The 24317-nt window shown below is 39.1% G+C and carries 19 protein-coding genes and 1 tRNA gene; 16 read left to right on the top strand and 4 right to left on the bottom strand.

Annotation, left to right across the window (positions count from 1 at the left end; all coding sequences use genetic code 11):
• Nucleotides 1–324: 324 nt before the first annotated feature.
• The 3 genes from ACRWQM_RS12380 to cydX are packed head-to-tail and all read left to right on the top strand — an operon-like array spanning nt 325 to nt 3162.
• Nucleotides 325–1881, top strand: coding sequence for a cytochrome ubiquinol oxidase subunit I (locus ACRWQM_RS12380; RefSeq protein ID WP_434930200.1), 1557 nt, complete (start codon nt 325–327; stop codon nt 1879–1881).
• A gap of 15 nt (nt 1882–1896) precedes the next feature.
• Nucleotides 1897–3036: a cytochrome d ubiquinol oxidase subunit II gene (cydB, locus tag ACRWQM_RS12375; RefSeq protein ID WP_434930199.1), complete on the top strand. Its 1140-nt coding sequence runs from the start codon at nt 1897–1899 to the stop codon at nt 3034–3036.
• A 15-nt stretch (nt 3037–3051) separates the two neighbouring features.
• Entirely contained in the window at nt 3052–3162 is a 111-nt protein-coding gene (gene cydX, locus ACRWQM_RS12370; RefSeq protein ID WP_226410518.1) for a cytochrome bd-I oxidase subunit CydX, read from the top strand.
• Nucleotides 3163–3306: 144 nt separating this feature from the next.
• Here the strand turns inward: cydX and ACRWQM_RS12365 are convergent, their stop codons facing one another.
• Nucleotides 3307–6363 (bottom strand): efflux RND transporter permease subunit, encoded by a 3057-nt coding sequence (locus ACRWQM_RS12365; protein ID WP_434930198.1) that lies wholly within the window; start codon nt 6361–6363, stop codon nt 3307–3309.
• Nucleotides 6360–7490 (bottom strand): efflux RND transporter periplasmic adaptor subunit, encoded by a 1131-nt coding sequence (locus ACRWQM_RS12360; RefSeq protein WP_434930197.1) that lies wholly within the window; start codon nt 7488–7490, stop codon nt 6360–6362. Before ACRWQM_RS12360 ends, ACRWQM_RS12365 begins: the two co-directional genes overlap by 4 nt.
• Before the next feature lie 188 nt (nt 7491–7678).
• Between ACRWQM_RS12360 and ACRWQM_RS12355 the strand changes: the two genes are divergently transcribed.
• Together ACRWQM_RS12355 and ACRWQM_RS12350 are read left to right on the top strand one after the other, a co-directional pair.
• Nucleotides 7679–8317 (top strand): TetR/AcrR family transcriptional regulator, encoded by a 639-nt coding sequence (locus ACRWQM_RS12355; RefSeq protein ID WP_434930196.1) that lies wholly within the window; start codon nt 7679–7681, stop codon nt 8315–8317.
• Between the two features lie 180 nt (nt 8318–8497).
• Entirely contained in the window at nt 8498–9475 is a 978-nt protein-coding gene (locus tag ACRWQM_RS12350) for a DUF6268 family outer membrane beta-barrel protein (RefSeq protein ID WP_434930195.1), read from the top strand.
• 106 nt (nt 9476–9581) lie between these two features.
• On the opposite strand, the gene ACRWQM_RS12345 is transcribed toward ACRWQM_RS12350, so the two are convergent.
• Together ACRWQM_RS12345 and ACRWQM_RS12340 are read right to left on the bottom strand one after the other, a co-directional pair.
• Nucleotides 9582–10034, bottom strand: a complete 453-nt coding sequence (locus ACRWQM_RS12345) for an LPP20 family lipoprotein (RefSeq protein ID WP_434930194.1) — start codon at nt 10032–10034, stop codon at nt 9582–9584.
• The gene (locus tag ACRWQM_RS12340; RefSeq protein ID WP_434930193.1) at nt 10031–10741 is read right to left on the bottom strand and encodes a FlgO family outer membrane protein; all 711 of its coding nucleotides are present in this window, start codon (nt 10739–10741) and stop codon (nt 10031–10033) included. Before ACRWQM_RS12340 ends, ACRWQM_RS12345 begins: the two co-directional genes overlap by 4 nt.
• A gap of 405 nt (nt 10742–11146) precedes the next feature.
• Here ACRWQM_RS12340 and ACRWQM_RS12335 point away from each other — a divergent pair, with 405 nt between their 5' ends.
• The 11 genes from ACRWQM_RS12335 (at nt 11147) to ACRWQM_RS12285 (ending at nt 24314) form a co-directional block, all read left to right on the top strand.
• Nucleotides 11147–12286, top strand: a complete 1140-nt coding sequence (locus ACRWQM_RS12335) for a flagellar assembly protein FlgT (RefSeq protein WP_434930192.1) — start codon at nt 11147–11149, stop codon at nt 12284–12286.
• 142 nt (nt 12287–12428) lie between these two features.
• Nucleotides 12429–12504: transfer RNA gene (locus tag ACRWQM_RS12330), tRNA-Arg, on the top strand.
• A gap of 222 nt (nt 12505–12726) precedes the next feature.
• Nucleotides 12727–13848: a hypothetical protein gene (locus ACRWQM_RS12325; protein ID WP_434930191.1), complete on the top strand. Its 1122-nt coding sequence runs from the start codon at nt 12727–12729 to the stop codon at nt 13846–13848.
• Between the two features lie 372 nt (nt 13849–14220).
• On the top strand, nt 14221–14697 hold the full coding sequence (locus tag ACRWQM_RS12320) for a hypothetical protein (protein WP_434930190.1): 477 nt from the start codon (nt 14221–14223) through the stop codon (nt 14695–14697).
• A gap of 129 nt (nt 14698–14826) precedes the next feature.
• Entirely contained in the window at nt 14827–15327 is a 501-nt protein-coding gene (locus tag ACRWQM_RS12315; RefSeq protein ID WP_434930189.1) for an MBL fold metallo-hydrolase, read from the top strand.
• A 474-nt stretch (nt 15328–15801) separates the two neighbouring features.
• A complete protein-coding gene (locus tag ACRWQM_RS12310; protein WP_434930187.1) occupies nt 15802–17262 on the top strand; it encodes a hypothetical protein in 1461 nt (486 codons plus the stop codon).
• Nucleotides 17259–19781, top strand: a complete 2523-nt coding sequence (locus ACRWQM_RS12305; RefSeq protein WP_434930185.1) for a DEAD/DEAH box helicase — start codon at nt 17259–17261, stop codon at nt 19779–19781. The genes ACRWQM_RS12310 and ACRWQM_RS12305 overlap by 4 nt, the downstream gene beginning before the upstream one ends.
• 741 nt (nt 19782–20522) lie before the next feature.
• Nucleotides 20523–21329, top strand: a complete 807-nt coding sequence (locus ACRWQM_RS12300; RefSeq protein WP_434928692.1) for an alpha/beta fold hydrolase — start codon at nt 20523–20525, stop codon at nt 21327–21329.
• A gap of 38 nt (nt 21330–21367) precedes the next feature.
• Nucleotides 21368–22249 carry a sensor domain-containing diguanylate cyclase gene (locus ACRWQM_RS12295; RefSeq protein WP_434930183.1) on the top strand — a complete coding sequence of 294 codons (882 nt, stop codon included), beginning with the start codon at nt 21368–21370 and terminating at the stop codon, nt 22247–22249.
• 512 nt (nt 22250–22761) lie between these two features.
• Complete coding sequence (locus tag ACRWQM_RS12290; RefSeq protein ID WP_434930182.1) at nt 22762–24060, top strand: motility associated factor glycosyltransferase family protein; 1299 nt, start codon at nt 22762–22764, stop codon at nt 24058–24060.
• Nucleotides 24057–24314 (top strand): hypothetical protein, encoded by a 258-nt coding sequence (locus tag ACRWQM_RS12285; protein WP_434928695.1) that lies wholly within the window; start codon nt 24057–24059, stop codon nt 24312–24314. Before ACRWQM_RS12290 ends, ACRWQM_RS12285 begins: the two co-directional genes overlap by 4 nt.
• Nucleotides 24315–24317 lie beyond the last annotated feature (3 nt).

The following is a 24317-nucleotide window of genomic DNA, read 5'->3' as shown; positions in this document are numbered from 1 at the left end:
TGAACTGTCTGACATTAAATTCAAAATTAGTAAGAGTCGGTTTTGAGCTAAGTAGATGATTATTTATATTAAAATTAGATTCATTCAAAAAATCTAATTGTTATCACATTTTTGATTAAAAAACATGACCTTTTGCTTAATTATACCTTAATATGTATACCGTTTAGAATTGGACTTGAAAACGCAGACAAACAGATTAATTTATCATTTTATATACATTGGTGAGTTGTTCATTGCGTCAATATGACTGTTTTCAGGTATAACGTCATTATAGCAACTATGTTGCTATGCAGTATTTGGTTGTACTGAAGTAAGGAGTCGCCAATGATTATCGAAGAGGTTGTTGAGCTATCGCGTTTACAATTTGCGCTGACAGCCATGTATCACTTTCTGTTTGTTCCCCTCACCTTAGGTTTAGCGTTTATTCTAGCTATTATGGAGTCACTTTATGTGATGACAGACAAGCAGATATATAAGGACATGACTAAATTTTGGGGCAAGTTGTTTGGGATTAACTTTGCCCTAGGCGTCACTACCGGTTTGGCTATGGAGTTCCAGTTTGGGACTAACTGGTCCTATTATTCTCATTATGTAGGTGACATTTTTGGCGCGCCATTAGCTATTGAAGGTTTAATGGCATTTTTCCTTGAATCAACCTTAGTGGGGATGTTTTTCTTTGGCTGGGACAGGTTCAGTAAGCGTCAGCATTTAGCGGTTACCTGGTTAGTGGCTCTTGGATCTAATATGTCTGCGTTGTGGATTTTGATTGCCAATGGTTGGATGCAAAATCCTGTAGGGTCAGTGTTTAATTATGAAACCATGCGTATGGAAATGACCAACTTTGCTGAAGTGGTTTTTAACCCTGTCGCACAGGTGAAGTTTGTTCATACTGTCGCATCGGGTTATGTCGCTGGTGCGATGTTTGTATTAGCGATTAGCTCTTATTATATTTTGAAAGGTCGTGATTTACCTTTTGCTCGTCGCTCATTTGCGATTGCGGCGAGTTTTGGTATGGCCTCTATTTTATCGGTAATAGTATTAGGCGATGAGTCAGGTTATGAAGTAGGTGAAGTCCAACGTGTTAAATTAGCGGCGATTGAAGCTGAATGGCACACTGAGCCAGCTCCAGCGGCCTTCACTGTTGTCGGTTTCCCTAATCAAGAAACTATGCACACGGATTATGCTGTTAAGATCCCATATGCGATGGGCATTATTGCGACACGTTCTTTAGATGAAGAGGTGACCGGCATTAAGGATCTTATTAAAGAGCACGAAGTTCGAATTCGTAACGGTATGGTTGCGTATGCTTTGCTTGAAAAATTACGCGCCGGTGACAAATCGGCCGAGGTTAGAGAGCAATTTGAAGCGACCAAAATCGACCTAGGTTATGGTTTCTTGCTTAAGCGCTATACTGACAAAGTCGTTGATGCGACAGAAGAACAGATTATTGCAGCCTCTTTCGATTCAATTCCGACTGTAGCTCCTATGTTCTGGAGTTTCCGCATAATGGTTGGCTCTGGTGTGATCATGTTATTTGTATTTGCTGCAGCCTTCTGGCAAAGCACTCGCCATCAAATTGCCGAGAGAAAGTGGGTACTTCGTGCCGCTCTTTACAGTTTGCCACTTCCATGGGTAGCCATTGAAGCAGGTTGGTTTGTGTCAGAGTTTGGTCGTCAACCTTGGACTATTTCTGAAGTGCTACCCACCTTTATGTCGGCCTCTAGTTTAACGATGGCGGATCTTTGGTTCAGTATTATTTCGATTACGGTGTTCTATACCATCCTGTTGGTGATAGAAGCTTACTTGATGTTTAAGTTTGCTCGTCTTGGTCCAAGTAGCTTAAAGACCGGCCGTTATCATTTTGAAAACCAAGATGCTTAATCAGAGGACCTAATTATGTTTGAGTATGAAGTATTAAGATTTATTTGGTGGGCATTAATTGGTGTGCTGTTTATTGGCTTTGCTGTAACAGACGGATTTGATATGGGGGTTGGTGCGTTATTACCCATTATTGGTAAAGATGACACTGAACGCCGTATTATGATTAACACCATCGCGCCCCATTGGGACGGTAACCAGGTGTGGTTAATTACCGCTGGTGGTGCGTTATTCGCTGCTTGGCCAATGGTTTACGCCGTCTCATTTTCAGGCTTTTATGTCGCGATGATGTTGGTATTGTTTGCCTTATTCTTGCGTCCTGTTGGGTTTGATTATCGTTCAAAAATCGAAGATCCAAAATGGCGTAAGTCATGGGATTGGGCATTATTTATCGGTGGTTTTGTGCCCCCGCTGATCATTGGCGTTGCCTTTGGTAACTTGTTGCAAGGTGTACCGTTTAACTTTGATGAGTTTTTACGGGCTAAATACCATGGTGGTTTTTTTGGATTACTTAATCCATTTGGACTACTAACAGGCCTTGTCTGTGTCAGCATGATCATGATGCAAGGTGCTTCCTGGTTACAAATGAAAACCGAAGGTGAGTTACGTGTTCGTGCGGCTAACATGACTCAAATTTGTGGTGGTTTGTTAGTTGTACTATTTGCAACTGCCGGTGTGTGGCTAGCCAATGGTATTGACGGTTACGTGATTACTTCAACACTTGATTTAGCGGGGCCATCTAATCCAACAACTAAAACAGTTGCGATTGAGGCGGGTGCCTGGTTAACTAATTACGATAAGTATCCTGTTACCATGTTATTCCCTGTTTTAGGGTTATTAATGCCGATACTAGCAATATTTGCTAGCCGCTTTAACCGCAGTGGTTTTGCGTTCTTTTTCAGTTCATTGGCCATTGCGGGGGTAATTTTAACCTGTGGTGCTGCTATGTTCCCATTTGTTATGCCATCGTCACTTGAACCCAATGTGAGCTTAACCATGTGGGATGCGACAGCGAGCCAAATGACCTTAAAAGTTATGACGTTTGCAGCGATAATCTTTGTTCCAACCGTATTAAGTTATACGATTTGGACTTACTACAAGATGTATGGCCGCTTAAGTCGTAACTTTATTGAAGACAACAAGTCATCACTTTATTAATAGGAGTTATTATCTATGTGGTATTTTGCGTGGATTTTAGGTGTATTGCTTGCTTGTTCCTTCGGTATCATCAATGCGTTATGGCTTGAAAATACTGAAAACATGGACCGTAATGCCGAAGAGTAATTGCTAGCCCTAGTTTTATAAAATGTAGGTTATTAACATAAAAAGCCGCTTTAGTGATAAAGCGGCTTTTTTAATGATAATTTATTTAGTCCCCATGCTGCCTAATGCAAAGTGGTTTATATTTGTCACTGATTCATTTAATTCTCACAAACAGAGCTGACTAGATTTAGGTTTCATCAATAAGCGATACATTACCGGCACCCAAATCAAAGACAACATAGTCGTGAGCAAGGTTCCGCCCGCTATCGCAATTGCAAAGGGAGGCCAAAATCCACCGCCAGCAATGATTAATGGTAAAAAACCGCCGATAGTGGTGATGGTTGTCGATCCAATATGACGGCCACAACTGCTAACGGTATCAACAATTAATGCCATATTGCCTTGTCTTGCCTCGGGTAAGTCCTCAAGTTCAGCCAGAATCACAATGGCGGCATTAATGGCTAATCCCATTAAACCCAATAAACCAATAATCACAGTAAAACCAAATGGGTAGCCAAACACAAACACCACTAATAAGCCCAGTCCGGCCGATTGGATGGCGCTGAGTAAAATAATACCGGTCAGCCTAAATGAGTTAAACGATAGCACCACAGTAGTGAGCAGTAAGGTGACCACTACAACCACATTTGATAATAAGTTCCCCACAGCTTCATTTCGTTTGGCGCTTTCGCCGCCTACTTCAATGCGGTAGCCCGAAGGTAAATTAATCTCAGCTAACTTTTGCTTCACGTCATTTAACACCTGAGCAGGTAATACACCACTGGTGATATAGGCTTCAATGGTATTGACCCGCTCACCGTTTCGGCGGGGTATTGCACCACGACTGACACTGATCTCGTTATAAGATAATGCCGACAGTGGAATGCCTGTGCCCGTAGGTGATACCAGATTAAGCTCGGCTAGGCGGGTTGCTTGTTCGCGGCTGTTATCGCCAAGTCTGACTCTAATAGGTAAAGATTCAGTTTGTTCTAAAATACTGCCACCAATAATGCCCGTTGTGGCCATTTGCACTTGATTGGCAATATCGGTCAAGCTAAGGCCGCTCATCAAACTAGCGTCTTCGTTGACCTGTAACCATAACTTTGGCGCTCCGGGTGATAGGGTGCCACGGGTATGAATAACATCTGGCGTAGCAATAAGCAGGGCGCGGAGCTGATCGCCAATTTCTTTTAATGTGTCAAGATTAGGTCCATAGACTAATAGCTCCACTGGCGCGTTAAAAGGTGGACCTTGTTCTAGCTTGCGCACCAAAATTTGTGCCTGGGGAAAGGCAATATCTAGCTCATTTTGCAGCCGTGGTATCAATTGATTAGCGGTTTCAAAGTCTGCAGCTTTAACCATTGCCTGAGCATAATTAGTCGCCCCTTGTTGACGTTGAGTGAGGTTGTAGTAAAAAGAAGGCGTATTGCCGCCCACAACCCAGGTGACTTCACTAATATCAGTTATCTGTTGTAGCTTTTTATCAATTAAGTCCACTTGCTGACGGGTGTTTTCAATACTCACCTGCGGGGCAAGATGGACTTCAATTTGAAACATATCCCTGTCAGACGGCGGAAAAAACTGCTCAGTCATTTGTCCTACAGCCATAAAACCACTTATCGGTAAAATACCCACCACCAATGCGGTTAACAGTGGTCGCTTTAGCGCAAATTCTAAACTGGCTTTAAAAGCATACCCCAACCGTGGAAAGGCCATCCCTTGTTGATACCATGCCGTAGCAGGCTCGCTTCGACTAAAGCGTCCAGCAAGGCCAGCAATAAGCGTATGAGAAATAATGTATGAACCTAAAAGTGCGAACATCACTGAAATAGCAATGCCGCCAACAAATTCACCCGCAGCACCTGGCATTAGCATAATAGGTGCAAAGGCAAGTATGGTGGTAATGGTTGACCCTGCTAACGGTAGCCATAAATGATGCAGAGTTTTCGATACGGCTTCTAGTTTACTCATTCCCTGTTGGCGTCGTTGCGTTATGGCATCAACAATCACAATGGCGTTATCAACCATGATCCCCAATGCAACCACTAAGCCTGTAACTGACATTTGGTGAATAGGTAAGCCAGTGTATTTCATACAGGCTAAGGTAAATAGCGCGGTTAATGGCAGAGATAACGCGACAATAAGTGCATTACGCAGACCGAGCGTGAGCATTAGCACTGCGACAATAATGACAAAGCCTTGTAGCAGATTAATCACCAAATCACCTAAACGGACGCTGGTGTAACCTTGCTGGTCAAATAACCATTGTACTTTTATGTTTGCCGGTAAATTTTTGGAAAAAGTCTCAATGGTGTCGGCAACATGCTGTTGCCACACATCCACTCGGTGGCTATTTAACATGGTTGCGCCAATCAGCACGCCTTGCTGACTATCTATTAATGCAATGCTGCTGGCTGGGGTTTTAGACTGCCTGCTAATGGTTGCCACATCACCCAAACGAATGATTTGGCCATCATCGTCGACTTTTAATGGTACTTGGCGAATGCGGCTTTGTGAATCGAGCTCACCAGACACTTCAACCAAGGCACGAAATTGATCGTTATTGATTTCGCCCGCTGAAATTTTGCTGTCAGCATTTGTCAGAATTTGCGCAATCGTGCCGGGTGTTAATTTAAGTTGGCTGATTTTATTGCCATCTAACTCCACCAATATCTCTTCTTCTGGTGCGCCATAAAGTCTGGCAAAATCAGTACCTGATAATAATCTAATTCGGCTTTCTAACTCTTTGGCATAGCGATTTAAAATATCACTTCTTACTGGCGATTCGTCATCCCACACAACACCTAAAATAGCCGTACTGGCATAACCAAATTGATCATCTAATGTGCTGTTTTGTGCTTGTGCGGGTAAGTAACGTTTGGTATCAGCAACTAAGTCTCGCGCCCTTGACCATACAGGATCGGTTTCTGTAATGGTGTCTTTAAGTTCCAGTTGAATCACCGAAATCCCTGGGCGAGAAGTAGACTGAACCAGCTTTAACTCTTCTAAGCGACGTAACTGAGTTTCTAACTCTTCCGTCACCAGAGCTTCTACGCGTTCAGCTGAAGCGCCCGGGTAGTGGGTTATAACGGATGCAAAGCGATTGGTGATATGCGGATCTTCTGTTCGCGGTAGACTAGAAATAGCACCAAGACCTGCCACAAGAAGGAGGGCGATAAATAAACTGGTAAGTCGACCGTTTTCTAAAAAGGCTTTAATCATAATGCCTCCGCCATCACGGTTTTAACAGGTGTCACAACCTGACCTACCACTAACTTATGTAAACCTTCCACAATAATGGTGTCGTCAGCGCTTATTGCCCCCTGAATGTAGGCTTGATCTTGATTGGTATAGATAATTTCAACGTCACGGCGTTCAATCGCATAGTGATTACTGCCGCTAGCATCAGCGGCTTTACTTAATACAAATATGTTCCACAATCCTCTAACGCCATCAGTTAATGCCGAAATAGGCACCCAATAGCCAGTAACTTGGATATTTTGATTGTATTCAAGGTAGGCTATTTCACCATTAAGCACATTGGCATCATTGGGTAAACTTATCCGTAACTGCACTGTACGCGTAATGCTATCAACTTCAGCACTGATCCCCGCAATGTTGCCATTGAGGCTTTGCTCACCAACACGCACAAGCACTTGTTGTTGATTAGCTAGTCCTTGTGCCACAGTAATAGGTACACCAATATATGCCTGTTGTTGATCAATACCAATTAAGGTGAAAACCGGACTGCCTAGGCCAATAACCTCACCCACATTATGATGTCTTTTACTGATTTTGCCGTTAAAAGGGGCGGTTAAGGTGGATTTTTCAATCTTAAGATTGGTGGCATATAAGCTGGCGTTTAATCTTTGGCGGTTAGCCTGCAAGCCGGTAACTTGTTGCTTGGTCTCATCTAATTGTTGTTCAGAGACGTAATTTTTATCTTTTAAGGCCAAGGTGCGTTTTAGGGTGCTTTGGGCAAGGTCTAGGTCAGCTTTTGTTTGTTGCAGGCTTGCTTCAAGTTGTTGTTTTTCAGCCTGAAGTAAATTGGTATCTAGTGTGGCAAGTGTTTGCCCCTTAATAACGCTATTACCACTATCGACATTTATGCCATTGAGTTTTCCCGCTAGCTCAAAACCAATACCTGTTGTATTAGCAGAGCGAATAGTACCGGTATAGGTTTGTTCATGTGGATAATAATTGGATGCGACAATGTTTGAGACTGCTACCGTTTGATAACTAACAGACTCTGAATGTTGCTTAACCTCTGAGCCACAGCTACTGACGAGCAATATGCTTAATAGGCCTACCATATATCGATGCATTGAGCGGGTCGATTTATGTTCCATGATTGTATTCTCCAATGCTATCGAGGGTGTATTACACGTTAATAAAACAAGTCTATGTTTAGGTTGATGATGTAATGTTAGTGTTAACTAGACTGCCTAGTCTAGTTTTAAGGAACTAGACTGTCCAGTCCATTTTGTGATTAAATAGTGTTAACTGTTTAGCTGATGTGACAACATACGGGGAAAAGATGACAGAAGAACAAACATTGACCCAGAATAATCAAATGACATTATCTAAAAGTGAACAGAAGCGGGTGCAAATTTTGCAATCGGCTATTGATTTATTTTGCCATCAGGGCTTTCCTAATACGAGCATGGATGAAGTGGCTAAACACGCAGGCGTGTCAAAGCAGACTGTATATGCTCATTTTGGCTCGAAGGATGATCTTTTTGTTGCCTCAATAGAATCTAAGTGCGTAGTGCATCAATTGACTGAAAATTTGTTAGTGGATGCTACCGATCCTGAGCGTGTATTAACTTCATTTGCTCAACATTTTGGTGCCATGATAGCGTCAGAAGAAGCCATAACCGTCTTTACTACCTGTGTTGCACAAGTTGATACTCATCCTGAAGTGGCAGCACTTTTTTATGATGCTGGCCCAAAACATATTTTAAATTTAGTCAGTGGTTACCTTAAAAAGGTTAATCAACATGACCAATATCATTTTAATAACCCCCATGACAGTGCAGTACGATTAAGTCTAATGTTATTTGGTGAGTTGAGAATGCGTTTAGAATTAGGCCTGCCAACAGCGGATTTATTGTCTAAAAGGCAAGCGTACTTAACTGAAACAGCGATGATGTTTTTAAAAGCGCATAAGCTATAATCACCTGAGCCTATAAATAAGAGCCTATCAGTCATATTGTGAAGGATAAAATAATATCATCGTATTTTATAAAAATAGGATGATATTGAACCACTTTGTAGCACAATTCGTACTATTTTAAATACCACACTGTCCTGAGGCAGTATCAATCGACTTGTTACCCTAGAAAGGATGCTTTTAATGACAACTGCACTTCACATTAACTTACAGCTAAATCAATTTAAGCCAAATAAATCTAGCCCAGATTATTTATCCAAAATGAGCTTGCTACCTTTATTGGTGACAGGTTTTGTTGCAGGTTTAAGCTTAACAAGTATGAGTGCTTTAGCATCGACATCAGCACCAGATCGTGCGCCTTTTGAGCTCAATGTTGCCAGGACTAGTTCGCAAGCCGCCACTGTGGGTAATAATGATAATGAATTAAAGCGTGATGTATGGAATGCCAAATTATCCGCGACCATGCCATTAAACAAACAATGGATGATAGGCGCTAACATTGGTTATGATAATCTTGACTATGGCTGGCGTATTAACCAGCAAACTCCCTTAAGAACTAACACTGTGCCCTGGTCTTCTATTGATCAGTACAGCGCTGGACTATCTTTGATTTATCGCCCTGATAATCAGTGGATGTTCATGTTTGCACCTAAAGTGCAATATGCCTATGCCAATACCGCATCATCTTCAAATGCTCAAAGTTATGGCGTAGTTGCTTCAGGTATGTATCGTTTTGAATCTGGCAATATGCTAGGTCTTGGTGTGGCTTATCTTAATGATATATCTGAGGTGCGAACCGTTCCCTATCTTGCTGTACGTTGGCAAATTAATGATAAGTGGGTACTTGCTAACCCGTTTCAAGCCGGATTCAGTGGTCCCGCGGGTTTAGAGTTAACGTATCAGCTTTCAAAAGACTGGGATTTTGGTGTCGGTAGCTCTCGTCGTACAGAACGTTTTTTAATTGAAAATGATGATACAACCATTGAAATTGAAGAGTGGGTTGGCTTTTTACGCGCAGGTTGGAAAATTAGCCAAAGCGTTAGCTTGAATGCTTATACTGGTTACTATTTTGGTGGCGAGATGGAGTTAAGTGAGCCACAAACAACTGAAGAGCTCAGTAATGAAGTCGCAGCGGCGTTGGCATTTAAAGTGAAATTTTAATTTTTGACGATAATCATTTAGTTGTTATAAATGCAGTTACTCAAAACAAAACGCCGCGATAATACGCGGCGTTTTGTTTTGTTGAAATAACTTAAGTGCCTTCGGGTTAAAAGTAAGTCACTTCTTTTATCCGTTTTGCGCGGTTTTGTTGCTCGTATAAATGCCAAACCTGTTCAAAATCTAATTCAAGTTCCGTGACATAAAAGTCGCCAGAAGGGTAGGTTTTAACCACTTTTGCACCACGAATAATACCGCTAACAGAGGATTTAACGCTATCGTTAGTCAGTAGCCACTCACTGACATTGCTAACCGCATCAATCTTCTGCCCATATACTTGTTCTGCTAATTCACGATAAGCAGCCACTTTTGATGCTTGCATTGCCATCAATACTTTATGTGCCTCAATATTACTTGGTTGGGTAGCGAGTGGTGCATAACCAATGGCTGAAATTTTCGGAAAGTGGCTTGGAGCCTCGGTTTCCCATTGCACATACTTATCATTACTTGTGCAACCCAGCATTAAAAAGCTTAGCACTGTAATTAGTATTAGATTTTTCATTGCTTGTCTCCTATCACAGTGTAACGACTCTGTTTAACATTTTCGGTTCGATAAATTAATCCGTCACGGGTTTGTATTTTATTGGCTGGCAAAATATAGCCGGATAAACTTTGACCTGCGACAAAAGACTGCACCGCCGACACTACACGATTATTGGTTATATCCACCACACGGCCATTAAAATTCACCCCTTCATTGGTGAGGTTTAATGTAGACACTAATACATGAGACACAGGCATGTCAGCGGGAAGTTGCTCCCAGTTTCGACTTAATATTAATTCGCCTTTTTCTGTTGCGCGCAGTGAAGTTGACACATTAAGATCAACTAAATTGAATTCATGGGCATGAAATGCGCTCAGTAAACTCTGTTGCAGCTGTAGTGCTAACTCATTAGTTTGATTAAAGTCGCTACTCATTACTGGGGTAACAATTAATAAGGGTTGATCAGGACGCAGGGCATCATTTTGTAACACCAACTCATTGACTAATTTTTCAGCCCAAATATTAATTTGTCCCTTGGGCGCTAAACCCGACGCATTAATATCATAAACCAGTTGTTCCTGGTGTACGTCATCAGCGTCTTGATAACCCACTAGTTGGCCATTTTGTGCATAGTCCAAGTTTGCTGCGGGGTTAAGTGTATTACCGCACCCAGCAAGCCCTATGGTGACTAGCATCAGAGCGAGAATAGAAAGCTTGTGCTGCATGATTGAGTCCTTCGCGTCTGTCTAAAAAACAATATTATTCATTTGATACTGATATATCGGCATCAGATAAATATTCTTTATCTTTATAAAGCGCTGCTTACTTATAAAACTGCAGTCAATGAACCTCAGACCATTTTAGGTAGACTTAAACTAGATAGAGTTTCATTAATTGTAGCGGCGTTATTCATAGTGGCGTTAGTCATAGTGTCGTTAGCGATAGTAAAGATAGGTTGGGCACAGTTTTTGCTTGATAAGTTGTTAGTAACTCACGACAGCGCTATCTCAGCGATGTAACGTGTTGTTTTGTGCTACAAGTGACAGATATCTGACGCAGGGTGAAATATGGTACATGCATTAAATAATAAGTTTACACAATACTCGTGGCCTAAATGGTGTCGGGCCTTGATGCTATTGCCTGTTTTATTGAGTCCTTATTCAATTGCAGAGCAAATTGAAGTGACAGGTACTGCCAAGATTGTGAATGGCAATATAGATAAAGCGCGCGAAGACGCCATTAACCAAGCATTGAATTACGCCAGTCTGAGGGGCGGGGTTAATTTTTCTAGCCAGCAGCAAATTACTCAAGGCTCGCTCACCCAGGATACCTTTTCAATGCAACGAATGGGCGCGGCCAATAATATTGAATTGCTCAGCGAGTTAGTTAGCAATGATATTATGACGGTTATTTTGTCGCTTAATATTGATGATGAAAGCGAAACAGAGCAGTGTCAGGCACAGTCCTTAAAGGCGGCTATTATGTTACCGCAGGCAGATATAGCGGACAGAACTCAGCTAAGTTATGGTCATTTATCCGATTTTAATAAAGCATTTACGCTTCAATTTGGTAAAGCCATTAATCAACAATCAAGCGCTAGTTTTGCCAAAGTACACGCAGATGAACGCTTAGATACCGCCAATGAGCTGGTTAATTTCAAAGGCTATAGCATCCCTAGTTGGCTTGGTGAAATCACCGACAGCCAATATATATTGAAATCTTACATTACTGATATGTCGACAGAGCCTTACACCAGCAGTTTTATGGGCTTTGTTGATGAAGTCCCCTCACGTCAATTTAGCTATGAACTAACCCTATATCATGGCATCAGCGGTGAAGAGGTGTGGTCACAAACATTTGCTACCACAGCCCCCTGGGAGTTTGAACGTCAAGAAACCGTAATGCCAAACAGCCAGCGTTTTTGGTCTTCATCCTATGGGCAAGCAATCACAAGCCAGCTGCAATTAAGTGTTATGTCACTTGATAACGCACTCAAGTGTCGCCCGTTGCTAGGGCAAATTATCGCTAGGCAAGGGGATCGAGTTATTATCAATTTAGGCCGTAAAAATGGCGTTAAACTGGGTGACAAATTTCAGTTGGTTTTGCAAAAAAACATCCCCGATCGTCTTAATATCATGCGCGCAGTTGTGACTAAAAACCGCACTGAAATAGTGATAGATCAAGTGAGTGAAGGCACAGCCACCGCGATGATTGAAAACGTTGATGCCGCCGATAACATTCAGGTTCACGATATAGCCATTAAACTCTAAGTGTTTAGGGGGTAAATGAGACAAAAGGTGAGCAACTTTGTCTTATTTAAACCAGTTTAATAATTAAGCAATTAAATCCTAACGATTTTAATCGCCTATAAGCTCTTTTCATCAGGCTGAAAACCAGTATAATCAGTTTCGTCTTCCTATAGCTCAACAGGATAGAGCAGCCGCCTCCTAAGCGGCCGATCGGGGTTCGAGTCCCTGTGGGGAGACCATAACACCTATTTTTATCTTAAAAATCAAACATTTAATAAAATCGCCAAAAGTTGTGCCGCCTATGTGCCGCCTCTGAAAACCCCTTTTTTTGAATTTTTTTAAGCATTCTTCAAAACTCCGCTTTTCGATAGTTTGAACTCAATCATAGACATTTAAGCGTATTTCTAATAGTTTTCTAATAGTTTTCTATTAAATCAACGTCATAAAAATGGATTTTTACTGTGGTTAATAAACAGATCGCTCAAGCTCAACTGCTATTTCCAAAATTGCAGTATCCTCTTTTAAGTACCTACATTGACCTTTTTGTGAAATACATAACTCAACACGATATTTGTGTTTTAGAATCTGATCTTGAAATTATGTCTATTGCGTTGGGGCAAACGACACGTCAGCTTTTCAGGGCTGTTAATTCAAAAGAAAACGTTGCAGATAAGCTTGAAAGTTTAATTTGTGATGGGCTTAAACTTAAAGTCGAAACAAAAAGAAGGCTTACAACAAGCCAAACAGAGTTATCAAAAGAAGCCAATAAAGATGTTGTCGATGTTGTTATTTCTCATTACCAATCCAAACTCGATGAAATTGAAGCACTAAAACGGCAGGAGATTCTTGAACGAAAAGCTAAAGTTCTATCTGAAGCTAAAGCAAAAGCTGAAATGTTACAGAATCAACTTAGAAAAAAAGCAGAAGCATTCAAAGCAAGCCGTGTTGATTTTGAGGATTTTGAAGTCAGAAATATTCAAAAGAATTCCCGTGTAGATAAGCTTTTGACTCAACTGCGTAAGAATGCAATTACTCCTGAAGAGCTTAAATGGTTAGATAGTGTTGGTTTTTCAACTGAACTTGTTGTACAGAAATATCACCTTCAACTTGCACACGTTCATTTTCAAAACTGGAAACAAAAAAGCCTACCTTGGGAGCTGGTTAATGCCAGTGCTGCATATAGAAAAGCTGAAGTGCTGACTAAAATAAAAAAAGCGCTAGATGAATCATATCCGTTTAATATCCCTAAGAATGAAAAGAAATTAAAATCTGCTTTATTAACCACATACGGTGGCGTTTGCAGAGACTTAAAGGATTATGTGAATTCAATTAAACTTGGTTTAGAAGCACATAAAGTGACACCATTAAATTTCAGGCCATGTACTTTGCTAGGCGCTGTTTACCTTTCAACGGGTGAATTTGACTTAGGCCATGAGTGGTATGGCAAAGCAAAAGAGCGCGGGTTTAGCCAAGACGCTTACGATAATGATATTAAATCTGTTTATTTCAGGGCAAGCGAAGAAATGAAAAACAGGTTAAAGCAAAACCTCATCGCTACTGGTCACAAATATAAATGGTTATAAATCTATACCGTCACACCCTGTGACGGTACTTTTACCCCGCTGATGACTCCGATTGGGGTCGTTACACTGAACTCATGGGGGGCGTTTTTTTGTAAGCGTGATGATCAGCTAATTAGACCGCTATACGTGCAGTTGAAAGGCATAGTGGCTTTGGGGGTTGAAATCGTCACTAGAGTACATGAATAGACGTTAAGCTATTTACAGGCTAATGGGAAAATTGTACCTAATCGCGCTAACTTGGAGTTCTGTCAATAAGTGAACGCACCTTAATCTAGTTACTTAAAATGTGCTTTAAATCATTTTCATGAGCAAGAAAACACAGTACTATCATAAACATTGGTAATTCTGTAAAAAGCGACTTAGGGAAGAGTAATGGATCCATTTTCACAATTGTTTGCAGCCTATCTGCACACGGTAAGCAATAGTATTGCTGAAGTGTATGTTGATTCAATGAACACCACGGTTACCTCGCAAAGCTTAGTATACAACGATACTAATATCAGATTTCAGCATCAGCTATGGAAGCTAAAACCCAATAGTGTTTGTTCAGACCTTGAGCAACAAGCTACTCAATTCTCTAAATGTACTCAACAAGCTAAGACTATGTTTACCGAACTTTGTACTCAGCTATCCAGCATGGACAACTTGAATCAGAGAGGGCGAAGCTTATCTAATATGTACTGCAATGCATCTTTGAATTATAAACCTATGGTTGCTTATATCAGTGAACCAAAGCAAAAGTCTGAGCAAGAATTAAAAGAAAGAGAATGTAATTTGATGATCCTGAAGTCGATGCAGGATAAGAGCCCAGAAACGTTAGAACAAAAAGAAAAAGCCTGTGGAACTTAATACTTGCAAACAGCTATAGGATAGCTTTTAAGGCAAGCTTTGGGGGGAAGTAATATTTACTCTGACTCCCATTAATTTTCTATGAACGTCTGATAACCTGCTTTAGACCTCTGGTAACTAATTGAATATATGAAAATTGATATAATAGATGCGGGGCATGGTGACTGCCTTTTGGTTACATGCGGTGAAACTCTAATTCTTATTGACTCAGGCCCCAAGTCATTAAAAGTCCGTAAGGTTCTGATAGAACGGCTAACTAAGCTTCTGGATGGGCGCTATGTGGACATTGCGGTTGTTACACACAATGATGATGATCACATTGGTGGCTTTAAGTATCTAATTGATAGCGGAATCATAATCAAATATTTTATTTTCAATAGTATAGAGTTGCTACCGAAAATTTTTAAACAGAAGTCTAATACAAAGAAAATCTCGTTTCGCCAAGATAGCCAGCTTAATAAGCTACTAAATGAACAAAGCATCAAACTTGGCACTTTCCAATTTGAAGACTCACCTATCGAGCTAAATGAACTGAAATTTATAGCATTGACACCTAATGATATAATTTTGTCTAAATTAAATGAGACAGTAGAAAAGAAAAAAAGAAAATCGCTGGGAAAAAGATCGTAGAGCCTGATATAAAATCGTGTTTGGAAGAAATTAGGTCTGGGAAAGACAATTTCGAGGAAGACTCTTCTATAACCAATAAATCCAGTATCTCATTTATACTAGAGTATAAGGGGAAACGCGCTATTTTTCTGGGTGACAGTCACCCTTCAGATATCATAATTGCTTTAAAAAATAAACAACTTGAAAATATAAATTTTGATGTTGTCAAACTATCACACCACGCAAGCCATAAAAATACGAGCAAAGAACTAATAAGACTGCTAGGAAAAACTGAGTATATAATATGTGCAGACAAATCTCATCATGGTCACCCAAACAATAAGACAATTGGTAGAATATTGTCATTCAACTCAGATGCCAAATTTCATCTAAGTGCAGACAATGAAAAACTTAAAAGTATCTTCAATGAGTGTACTTCCTTGGGATACTCAATAACTACGACACTACCCGCACAAGGTGTTAATAAGGTGTTTTATGAGTAGGAAAAATGCAATAAAGATTAAAACACTTATAGCTGAATCCAGCGGTTATCACTTTAAGTCAGCAACAGATGATAGCTCTTACGTCATAGCGTCTAAACATGGCTTATGTCATAAAGCAGATGATTGCGAACCGTACAATAATGGAGATCCGGAATGCTGCAAGACATGTGACATTCAGCTTGAGATCTCTTCTGTTTTATTAAATAAAAAAAGTGGAGCTTGCTTAACACCTCTCAAAATTTACTCATTCCCTAATAATGACATAGCGATCCTTCAGGTCGAAGAAAAGAGCACTACACCACTCAAAATTGGAAAATTGGAAGATGGCAAGGGAGAGTTTACTGCTTTTGGCTTTAAATCAGATTCAATAAATACTTCTAGATTGTTATTAAATAACCCAGAGGTTGAAGGGGATGAGTGCTATTATAATCTAGAAAGTAACGTGGTTACTGAACTAATAGAAAAAAGTGAAGATTTAATAGGAATGTCGGGTTCTATCGTCATCAACAGGAACAATAATGATATACCAATTGCATATTCAATAATCACCACAAATGAAGAGTCAAACGACGTCTTAGGCGAGCAACTTCAAAATATTAATTTCGAGGAAATGCACAATTTTTTCGGTTCAACAATTTTCACCAAACAAAGGTGTAAAATTAGTATAAATACTAATTTCAAAAATAATTTCAAAACTATCTCTACGGTTTCCATCAGTGACAAACTAATCTTATCTATTCTAATACCAAGCCAAAAAGGATTTCCATTCTTTAATCTTAACCCTATCGCCAAGTCTCTTACAAATGAATTTGGGGTTATCTTAGGTGATAATAATGAAAACAAAACGATGCTTACAATTTCAGCATTACGGGTGCTAGAACAGAAAAAAGAACTACAGCCAGCATATAAACTCCTAGCGAGTCGCATTGTAGAGTCTATGATGAATGCACCTCACATATACTCTACTTATATAGATCACACCCACTATCACCACGTACACATGTTGAATGACTCTGAGAATGGTGCTGAATTTATTGTCTCAAGCTATGGTGGGGAAGAAAACCTGTGTGAACAACTAAATTTTACTCTTGGCGAAATGTTACATCACCTAAACCACTATGCTTTTGATGCATCCTTAATCGCGGAACGCTCATTCTTAGACGTAAAGTATTCGCAGGAAGAATGCGAAGCACTTTATGAAGTTTTATTTGGTAATCAGGATGACTTTATTCGAAATTTATCTATAATGCACTGTATAAACTTACAGTACCATAATGTGCCTAAAGGAAGCTCCGTAGAAGGGGATATAGAATTACTTGTTAAGCAAGCAATTGATAAAATTGAACAATCTACTCTTGATGCGATCCATCATGAGCTAAGTGTAAATCTTTATATTTTGCCTATGAACAAAAGCAACGAATTGACTGAGCTTGTAGGGGAGTTATTAAAATGAGTGTGGATGCAGTAGATTACATTTGCCATCGCATAACGAATAGTGATGACTTTGAACTGAGCTATGAAAAACTATTCATGACAACGTCAAAGAATAGATTTAGCAGCGTTCCAACCAACCCTATATCTATTTTAGAATACAAGAAATTATTGAAGTACTCTGATTTTTTGTCTAATTCGCAAGACAGTCTTCATAGAAGTTTATCGTTAAAATTGGTTTCTTCTTTATACGAACTTTACTTTCAAGAGAAAAGTTGTCAGTTAGTCATAAAATCCGTACTAAGTAAGTTTGGGTTATTTTCTGCGGAAGAGAAATTTATTGATAAAACGTTGAGCTTACCCGTAAGTATTGAGATTTCTAGTAGCTATAGGAAGATGAATCAGCAAATAGGTAGCACTAGTGACATATTCACAAATGCACAGTTTGAAATTTATCAATCCATTCTAAATAATTTACATTTTAGTTTTTCAGGGCCAACGTCACTTGGTAAGTCTTTTTTATTAAAAAACACCGCAATAGACTTAATAGCTACCGTTAGAAACATTATATTCATCCTACCTACAAAAGCTTTGCTAGAAGAGTATTTGATAGATATAAGGCAACTATTATCACAAAGGGAAATTGAAAACGTCAATGTTACTAAATCAGTATCTGGATTTTCGAAGAATGAAAAAAACATTTTGATATTTACCCAAGAACGTTACAACAACTTTTTATTTGAACAGACATTGTTGAATGAAACAGTTGATGTTTTGTTTATTGATGAAGCACACAAGCTTGCAGAAAAGAACAACAAAAGATCTATAACTCTATTTAAGGTAATTAGAAGGACAATCGACAAATACCCTAAGGTCAAGTTGGTTTTTTCTAGCCCTGTCATTTCAAATCCAGAAGTGTTTTTTAAAACATTTGACATTAAAGATAATTCAAATAGCTTGGTTGTTAGAGAAAGTCCTGTAACACAAAATCTTTACTTCACAGACCTTAGTAATGGTGAGTTTAGATACTTTGATAGCATTACAAAAGAAAGCTTTAGATTTACACCTGACAGAAAATTTCAGAACAGTTTCGATTTAATAGCTTCAATTGGAAAATCATCGCATTCTAATTTAGTTTTTATTTCAAGCAAAATTGAATGTGTAAAAAAATGCGGCGAATTTATAAGCTATTTGGTTGGCAATGATTTGCTTGATGAAAGCCAAGATGAAGAGCTGATAAAGGAATCTGAATTTATTGCAGATTTTGTGCATAAAGACTTTATTTTAGCAAAGTATCTAAAATATGGAATTGCTTTGCATAATGGTTCTTTACCCAACTTTATTCGAAAGAGAATAGAAGACTTATATGCTAGAAAAAAGATAAAATACATCTTCTGCACCTCTACTTTATTGGAAGGTGTAAACTTACCTACAAAAAATGTTTTTATTTACCCTTTCAGTAAATCCACAATGAATAACGCTGAAAAGTGTAATCTGGACTTTTGGAACTTAGCAGGCCGAGCTGGAAGATATAAAAATGAACTTTCTGGAAATATTATTTGCATTGGCGACTCCTACGAAAGCTGGGATATAGTTGAAAAGCGAGCTAGAGAATGTAAGACAATTGATATAGATGATGGATTTTCATCACTACTCACTAAACACATTAAAATATTAAACTATTTATCTGGAAAAACTACATCTCCAGATAGAAACATTGTTGAAATAAGTAACCTGATTTTATCGGAAGTCATTAATTTTCATAAAGTTGGTGAGATTGGAAGTCTATTGCTTGGATTTAAAAAAGATATACGAGAGCGCATAATCGATGCATCTTTAGAGCACTTAAAACGTAAGGGAATTATTAATATTGATCCTGTAATATTTGCAAGTAGTCATAATTATGACAGTGACCAACAAGCAATTGCATTTAATTTTGCAAGAAATCACAATAATATTCTTCGATCATATTCAAGAGAGGACGTCTCTGAATACATTACTATGATTAATAAAATTTACAAGCTTAGAAAAACACCAGAATCGCTTGATCAACTATTTAATGTTGCTTATTCATGGCTTATGGATTCACCTTTATCAGCCATAGTTTCAAATGGAATAAAGTACAGTCAGTCAGTTAGAGATCCAGAGTCTTATAGATGGGTGGACTTTAACAAAAATGATGCTGTCCACCTAAACCAAAAGATAATTGAAACAATTTCATGTATAGAAAGTGATGTCACTTTTGTTCTTGAAAGTTGTTGTTCTCACTTCTATCAATTGATGAAATCTATTCATGGTGAATCGCGATCAGGCTGCAATTTAGCTCCAGCTCTAGAATATGGAACGATGGATTCTAAACAAGTAGAGCTCCAAGACTTTGGTTTCTCACGTTTGGCCGCTAGTGAAATTGTAAAAAAGCATAAAAACTGTGTCACATTTTCTACAAGCAACGCCAAATTAAAAGTAAATATTGATAAGTTGAAATCTCAAACTAGTGAAAATAGTGTTATTTTAAAAGAACTTAACTGGCTATCAAGATAGTTGAAGAACTAGTAAGGACTGAGACTTATATACACTTTCTTATAAAAAACTTCAGTAGTCACTATTACTTCAAACACTTAGAAGAAAACAAAGTAAGGAAACAACAAGAACAATTGTAACTAACGTTTTAAATAAAACGACCGAACAGCTCTCTCTTTTTTCTTCATCAGGGAGCTATTCAATCTCCCTCAATAATTTATCGACCTTCGACTCTTGCTGAAAAGTTCCAAGCAGATGAGCTGTAGTAATACCCAATTCAGCCTAATATGCTCAATATCCAAATGCGCATAGGTGCTTGCTGTTATGCTGGCGCTTGTTTACATCCCTAGGGCTATGGCCTAGTCGCTTACTCGTAGTTTGAATATTACCGCCACGCATGACGTTCCAGCTGGCTATGGTGCGCCTTAGATCGTGAATGGTGGCAGTTCTTTTGAAAGTGTAGGCCTTTTTCAGTGCCACTAAGCTCTGCGCGTTCTGTGATGCGATGCCAAATCACTCAGCCCAAAATCTTCAATACTTCAATGTGTATAGCGACTGGTCTTTATTGTATTTTAAAGCGCTATTTACATTGCTGATAACTTGATCTGACTGACTTACATCAGCGGAAAATATCGGCGATGCAGAACATGAAATGGATAATTTTGAATGGTTTGCTTAACTTAGCTATGGCTAAATTAGATTGACCATGGCAAAGTCAGCAGGCGCTCATTATTGGTGACCTGATAAAAAGGACGACAAAGTATGCTAAATGCAGATGATGTATTGATTAGAAATAATGTTAAGTTAATCGGTAAGGGCAGTAAAACGCTGTTTCTTGCTCATGGTTTTGGGTGTGACCAAAACATGTGGCGCTTTTTAATCCCTGAACTGGCAAAGCATTTCAAAATGGTATTATTTGATTATGTTGGTTCGGGTGCTTCTGATATTTCTCAATATAGCAAAAAACGCTATAGCCAACTTGAAGGATATGCTGAAGATATTATTGAAATTTGTGAAGCGTTAAAGCTCACTGATGCTATTTTTGTTGGTCATTCGGTCAGTAGTATTATTGGTGCAATAGCAGCAATTGAGAAACCGGCGTTGTTTTCGAACTTGATCATGGTTTGCCCATCACCGTGTTTTTTAAATCTTCCTCCAGAATACCTAGGTGGCTTTGAAAAAGAAGATCTTGAAGAATTATTGAACCTAATGGATAAAAACTATATTGGTTGGGCTAACTATTTAGCACCATTAGTCATGGGAACCAATAACTCTGATGACCTGATTGGCGAGTTATCTGGCAGTTTTTGTTCTACTGATCCTGTTATTGCCAAAAACTTTGCTGAAGCGACTTTTTTATCTGATTATCGTTATCTTTTAAAAGAGATTAAACAGCCGTCATTAATTTTACAAAGTCAAAATGATGCACTAGCAGCAACCTCAATTGGTGAGTTTATTGCCAGTGAAATAGCCCATAGCCAGCTTAAAGTTATTCCAGCCGATGGCCACTGCCTGCATATGACGCATCCTGATGCTATTATTAAATCGATAATAGAATATGCGAATTAACTACCTTGAAAACACTTAAGTTGGAGGGGGATACCTCGATGGTTTTCTCTCCGGATAGTTTCCCGTGTGGGGTGCTAGTGACTGACCCCTCAAGAATGATTACCTATGTAAATTCATATTTTACCAGTGAGCTAATGTGGCCGCCCGGTGAACTTATAGGTAAAAGTGCTGATGTTATATTTACTCAATCATCTCGAATATTTTTTCAAAGTTATTTAATTCCAACACTGTTACATGAAAAGATTTGCGAAGAAATGCAGCTGATTATATTCAATGCCTCTGGAGTGCGTATTCCGATAACGGTGAACGCACGTTTAAGTGAAGATGGCTGTATATATTGGAGTTTTTTCAATGCCTCTAAACGAGACCAGCTCTATGAAGAATTAATCAAAACAAGAAAAACATTAGAGGATCAGGCCGAGAAGTTGATGTTGCTGGCGTCTACAGACGAGTTAACCGGTTTACTCAATCGAAGGGAAATGAAATATAGAAGCACTTTAGCCCTTGAACAAGCTGCAAGGTCTAAGCAATCGGTAGGTTTGTTAGTACTTGATATTGACCATTTTAAAAAAATTAATGATACCTTTGGCCATTTAGAAGGTGACCGAGTGTTGAAGGAGCTAGGCGGGTTATTAAAGGGGTTTTGCCGTCAAACAGATTTTGTCTCTCGATTTGGCGGAGAAGAGTTTTTGATCATGTTACCGGATACGAACAAAAGTGATACTGAATTATTTTGCCAGCGGCTACATAAGTTAATTGCTCAAATTAAAGTGGGTGACAATGCATTAACCGTCAGTATAGGGGTGAGTATTAGCGCAGAACATATATCATTTACAGGTTTATTTACTCAGGCTGATAATGCTATGTATCAAGCTAAAACACTTGGCAGAAATAGAACCGAATTGTATTTTAGTGCTTGAGCATAGTTATAAATCTTATCGCCACGATTAAGGTTTTACTATTAAATATGGATGCTTCTTTGGCTTGTATTAAGATTAATATTTACAGCAATATCTTCCGGGCTCAAGCTACCTTTAATGCCGCTATTTATTATCAATTCATTAAATTGCTCCGCCAGACCATAGTCTTAACTGTCGATAAAATTAAGTTAAAATTGACAATGCATTTTACCGAGCAGTATAACCGCTAAATTTATAGCTTATATTTGCGTCTATTTTCGTTGCTTACACCCTTGTTTGGTTAAAGTAATTTGTTATATCATAATTACTTAGCGTTAAAATTATGCTGTGGTTGTATTGTTGTCGGTGAACTATTTTGACACTTGTCGGATAATTTTATATACAAGACTTGCGAGTTACTGTTTTGAGAAATAGTATCTAGCTAACTTTGATTAATCTTGTAATAGGCTAACTTCAAATATTTGATTTGTTAGTGACTTTCACTTTAAAGTAATACATCGAGGGCAGTGTCAATGACTGATCTTTTTGCTAAGAATGTTGATATCATCAGCCAGCGTTGGCCGATCCTTGCGTCGGCACTTAGATTTGAATCTATTGATCATTTTGATGCTCAACTTGTGGAAGGGAATAATCAAACTATCAGTGTTGACGGTATTCAGCTTAGTAGCCGCCATAACCGAATAGCTGAAGCTAAGTTACTGATTAACCCATTACCTTTAGTTTGCGACAAGGTGACTGTTTACGGCATTGGGATGGGAGATGTGATGAGTTTGTTGATTGATAACAAACAATTACAATCAATCGAAGTGGTACCACTCAATTTGTCATTACTAGCATTGCTGTTGAGCTTTACTGACCAAAGTGAATGGTTAAGCGACCCTCGAGTTAAGGTTGCTTATCAAGCTCATCAGCATAAAATAAACCTGCCAAATATTTCTATCACACCCGATTTGCTTCTCGCTAATAATGAAAATGCCATTTTACGCGATCACTTAGTGCTGGAAAATAATCGTGCTTATGTGAATCGTCAGCATCAACCCGCGAACCCTGAAGTACAGAAGCGTCTGAATGAAAATGCACAGGCGATAGCAAATGACCCTGACGCATCGACATTAATTCTTCCCCACGGGCAATACAAAGCGCATTTGATTGGTTCAGGCCCCACTTTAGAGAATCATTACGATTATTTACGCGCACAGCGTAAGCTGCCAATTGGCCAGCGATCACTGATGATTGCAGTGGATACTGCACTGAAGGCACTCATTCATGAAAATATTATTCCTGATATTGTGGTGTCAATAGACAATAAAATTACCCCTGCGCATTTTCCTGACACAATTCCGTCGTCGATTACTCTGGTTTATTTCCCCACCTTGTCATCATCAATACACGGGCAATGGCCAGGGCCAAAGTTTATTGCTTATTCCAAAAATCCTATTTATGACAAGCTAGATAAGCAGTATCCGAAGTTAAGACTATTTACCAATGGCAGTGTTATTCATCCTGCGATTGACCTAGCGGTATATCTTAAAATTAAGGAGATAACACTTTTTGGCTGTGATTTTAGCTACCCTGGCAATAAAACACATGCATTTTGGAATGATGGTGCCCTAGGGCCTTCCATAAATAATCAAAATCACCATTGGGTCATTAATGGACATGGCGAACGCGTGGCAACGGATCTGAATTTTAGGGGATATTTACGCAGTTTAGAGCACTATATCAGCGCTAAGCAGCATGTGAGGTTTTATCAATCTAGCCTAGATGGAGCACGTATACATGGTGCTCAGTATAAGGATTTATCACTATGACATTATGTAGTCCAAATACCTTAATAGAGAAACTTATTGCCACGGCACATGCTTTAAGACTCGGCCATGAGGCTGAAGGGGCGCAGCGCCTGCGGGAATGTTTAAATCACTTAGAACCTATGCTCGCTTTCCTTCCACATTCAAGCCAAATACTCGCGCTTATTCCAAGTATGTTGGCTGCTCAAGAACGTCATGACTGGCTAGGTTTAGCTGATTACTTAGAACACGAACTTCCAGCATTGCTTACAGTCTAGATG

Source organism: Shewanella sp. HL-SH5 (assembly GCF_051163755.1).
GTDB classification, from domain to species: domain Bacteria; phylum Pseudomonadota; class Gammaproteobacteria; order Enterobacterales; family Shewanellaceae; genus Shewanella; species Shewanella glacialimarina.
Note: the sequence above shows the minus strand (reverse complement) of the source record. Positions and strands in the feature narration are given on the sequence as shown.